Origin of the sequence: Streptomyces nanshensis (assembly GCF_001751255.1) — a bacterium.
GTDB classification, from domain to species: domain Bacteria; phylum Actinomycetota; class Actinomycetes; order Streptomycetales; family Streptomycetaceae; genus Streptomyces; species Streptomyces nanshensis_A.
This window is the reverse complement of the sequence record NZ_LJGW01000020.1, coordinates 1-4,504: the sequence shown is the minus strand read 5'-3', so window position 1 is coordinate 4,504 and position 4,504 is coordinate 1. Positions and strand designations below refer to the sequence as shown.

Sequence of the window (4,504 nt, the reverse complement as noted above, 5' to 3'; positions counted from 1 at the left end):
CACTCGGCGACGTACCCGTCCCCTGATGCCCCTCGGTCTCCGCACCCTCCAACAACTGCGCGTAGTCGTTGTACATCACGCCCGCGAAAACCNCCGCACCCTCCAACAACTGCGCGTAGTCGTTGTACATCACGCCCGCGAAAACCCCGGTCCGGCTCCCACGCAGAGCGCCCGGATCGACACCGGTCCGCTCCAACGCCTCCCACGACGCCTCCAGCAACAACCGCTGCTGGGAGTCCGTGGCGAGGGCCTCACGCGGCGACATCCCGAAGAACTCAGGATCGAACTCCGCAGCCTCACGCAGAAAACCACCGGACCGTACATACGAAGTACCCGGGTGATCCGGATCCGGATGGAACAGCGAGTCCAGATCCCACCCACGATCGGTCGGGAAATCGGAGATCGCATCCGTCCCCTCCGCCACCAGCCGCCACAGATCCTCCGGCGAGGAGACCCCGCCCGGATACCGGCACGACATCCCCACGATCACCACCGGATCGTCCGCCACCGGCGGCAGCACACGCGAAGGTACGAGCGCCGCCGTGTCCGTGTCGTTGCCGACCAGTTCCTCCCGCAGGTGTGTCGCGAGCACAGCAGCCGTGGGGTAGTCGAAGACCAGCGTCGCGGGCAGCCGCAGACCGGTCGTGGCGGTCAGCCGGTTGCGGAGTTCGACGGCCGTCAACGAGTCGAAACCCAGGTCCTGGAACGCCCGCGTGGCATCGACCTCCGCACCACTGCCGAAGCCCAGCACCCCCGCGACCTCACCACGCACCACGTCCAACACCGCATCGTGCTGCTCGTCCACGTCCAAGTCACTCAACCGCTGCACCAGCGAAGCCACCGTCTCCGCTCCGGCCACGGAGCGGCGTGTCCGGGTACGGATCAACCCCCGCAGCAGCGGCGGGACTTCGCCGCGAGCACGCAGTACGGGCAGGTCGAGCCTTACGGGCACGAGCAGCGGTTCATCGGCCGCGAGCGCGGCATCGAACAGCTCCAGACCCTCGCCCGTACCCAGAGGGGGCATACCCCCGCGGGCCAGACGCTCGGCATCGGCCTCGTCAAGCATCCCCTCCTGCGCCCACGCACCCCACGCCAACGACACAGCAGGCAGGCCGAGTTCACGGCGGTGCAGCGCCAAAGCGTCCAGGAACACGTTCGCCGCCGCGTAATTGCCCTGACCCGCATTACCGAACACACCGGCCGCCGACGAGAACACCACAAACGCCGACAGATCCCGGTCACGGGTCAACTCATGCAGGTTCCACGCCGCATCCACCTTCGGACGCAGTACGGCATCGACGCGCTCCGGCGTCAGCGAACCGATGACACCGTCATCGAGCACGCCCGCAGCGTGCACGACAGCGCCCACCGGTTGCCCGGCAAGCAGAGAAGCCAACGCCTCCCGGTCCGCCACATCACATGCGGCGACCTCGGCACGTGCGCCCAACTCGGTGAGTTCGGCCACCAGTTCATCCGCGCCCTCGGCCCCCTGACCGCGGCGCGAGACCAGCAGCAGATCCCGCACACCATGCTCCGAGACCAGATGCCGCGCCACCAGCGCACCCAGACCACCCGTACCACCAGTGACCAGCACAGAGCCCTCGACCCCGCCCCAGGAGACCCCGTCACCCTCGGCGGACGTGGCCCGCGCCAGACGCGGAGCACTCATCTCACCGCCGCACAGCATCAGTTGAGGCTCATCCACAGCGAGCGCCTGGGGAAGCGCAGCCACCGACGCATCGGAATCGTCCACATCCAGCAGACCGAACCGGCCCGGATGCTCCGACTGCGCCGAACGCACCAACCCCCACACCGCAGCAGCCGCCGGATCCACACCCGACACCGCACCACGCGTCACAAACACCAGACGCGAACCCGCGAACTCCTCAGCACCCAGGAACAGTTGAGCCAACTCCAGAACACGAACGCTCAACCCATGCGCAGCCTCCGCCACACCACCATCGGCCCCACCCGAAACCGGAACCAGCACCACACCCGGCACCGACGACACATCGACCGCCGCCAGACCCGTCACGTCCGCAAGCTCCGCCCAAGTCCCCGCACCCGACACACAGGCAGCCAGCCCGAACGGATCCGCACCCACGACCGCGACGGTCGGCAGGTCGGTGTTCTCCCCCGACGGGATAGGAACCGGTGTCCACGACATCCCGAACAGGGCGTCCCGGGGCGCCGAATAAGCGCCGGCGAGCTGCTCGGTCTGAACCGGCCGCGTGATCAGCGATTCGATCGCGGCGACCGGCGCGCCCAGGGTGTCGGTCAGCGCCACTGCTATGGCGTCGTCGGACCCCGGTATCAGGCGCACACGTATCGCGGAGGCTCCGGTCGCGTACAGCGTGACGCCTTCCCAGGAGAACGGCACGGCAGCTTGGTCGCCGTCCTGGAGCAGCAGCGCGTGCAGGGCTCCGTCGAGGAGCGCCGGGTGGAGACCGAACCCGCCTGTCCGGGTCTCTTCCGGCAGGGTCACCTCGGCGAACAGTTCACCGTCCTTGCCGCGCCAGGCAGCCGTCAACCCCTGGAAGACCGGCCCGTAGCGGAAGCCCGCCTCTGCGAACCGCTCGTAGCAGTCGGCGAGTTCGACAGGTTGCGCGTCGGCCGGCGGCCAGACGGAAGTGTCGAACTCCGTCGCCTCCGTACCGGTGCCGAGCGTGCCGCTCGCGTGCTCCGTCCAAGGGAGGTCATCCGTGCCGGATGCCCGTCCGTGAATCGACACCGTCCGACGTCCGGCGCTGTCAGCCGTACCGACGCGAAGCTGGATCTGCACGCCGCCCTGCTCGGGGACGACGAGGGGTGCGGCCATGGTCAGGTCCTCGACGCGGTCGCAGCCGACCTCGTCGCCGGCCCGCATCGCCAGCTCGACCAGTGCCGCACCGGGCACCAGGATCTGCCCCATGACGACGTGATCCGCCAGCCACGGATGCGTCCGCAGCGACAGACGGCTGGTGAACAACACCCCGTCGCCCTCGGCCAGTTCGACGGCGGCACCGAGCAACGGGTGCTCGGCGGCGCTCAGCCCGAGCCCGGCAGCATCGCCGCCTCGCGTGGAGACGGCGGGCCAGAACCTGCGGTGCTGGAAGGGGTAGGTGGGCAGATCCATCCGTCGGGCGCCCGTACCGTCGAACAGTCGGCTCCAGGCCACCTCATGACCGACGACATGCAGTTGGGCCACAGCGGTCAACACTGCGGCTTCTTCACCACGGTCCTTGCGCAGGAGAGGCACCGTGGTGGCGTCGGGCGCGATCGCAGCAGCCATGGCGGACAGCACGCCGTCCGGACCCAACTCCACGTACGCCGACACGTCTTGCTGAGCGAGCCATTCGACGCTGTCGCCGAAGCGCACCGTCTCCCGGACGTGCTCCACCCAATACTCGGGCGTCGACACATCGCCCCACGCCGCCACCGGAATACCGGGCGCCTCGAAGGTCAGGTTCTCGATGGCGGTGCGGAAGTCCTCCAGCATCGGCTCCATGAGCGGGGAGTGGAACGCATGCGAGACGCGCAGCCTGCGCGTGCGATGACCCGACGCCTCGAAGTGGGCGGAGATCGCCTCGACTTCACTCTCCACGCCCCCGACCACCACCGAGGTCGGCCCGTTGACCGCCGCCAGCGACACCCCGTCCGTCAGCAACGGAACAACCTCAGCCTCGGCCGCCTCCACCGCGACCATCGCCCCACCCTCCGGCAGGGCCTCCATCAACCGCGCCCGCGCAGACACCAGCCGACAGGCATCCTCCAGGGAGAAGACTCCGGCCACGTGTGCGGCCGCGATCTCACCGATCGAATGACCCGCAAGGTAGTCGGGTTCTATGCCCCAGGAAGCAGCGAGGCGGAAGAGGGCGACTTCGACCGCGAACAGTGCGGGCTGCGCCCAGCCCGTACGGTTCAGCAGCTCCTCATCCCCGCCCCACATGACCTCCCGCAACCCCGGATCCAGGTGCGCCAGCACCGCATCGAGGGCTTCGGCGAAGACAGGGAAGCGGTCGTACAACTCCCGGCCCATACCCAGGCGTTGACTGCCCTGACCGGAGAAGACCACCGCCAGTTCCCCCGGGTCGGACGACGCGACGCCCCGCGCAGCCTCCGTAACGCCCTCGTCCGAGGCCAGCAGCACCGCACGATGCTCGAACACCGACCGCGACACCACTGACGAGAAACCGACGTCCAGCGCAGGCCCCGCGGCAGCACACTCCCCCAGCCGCTCGATCTGCCCGTCCAAAGCCCCCGCCGACTTCGCCGAAGCCAAGACCGGCACCGCACCGGAGGGGGCGGAACTGATCCCCTCCGGCTCTGCGCCACGCTCCGGCGTCGATTCGCGGTCTTGAGCCGTTTCGTCGGGCTGTTCGAGGATGAGGTGGGCGTTGGTGCCGCTCACGCCGAACGAGGACACCGCAGCCCGACGCACACGATCACTCTGCGGCCACTCCTTCTGCTCAGTGAGCAGCTCGACCGCGCCGGCCTCCCAGTCCACATGCGACGACGGCTCATC

The 4,504-nt window shown here is 68.8% G+C and carries 1 protein-coding gene; it reads right to left on the bottom strand.

The window, feature by feature from the left end:
• The coding region (locus AN218_RS00725; RefSeq protein WP_141747384.1) for a type I polyketide synthase at nt 1–4,504 on the bottom strand (4,504 nt) is incomplete at both ends.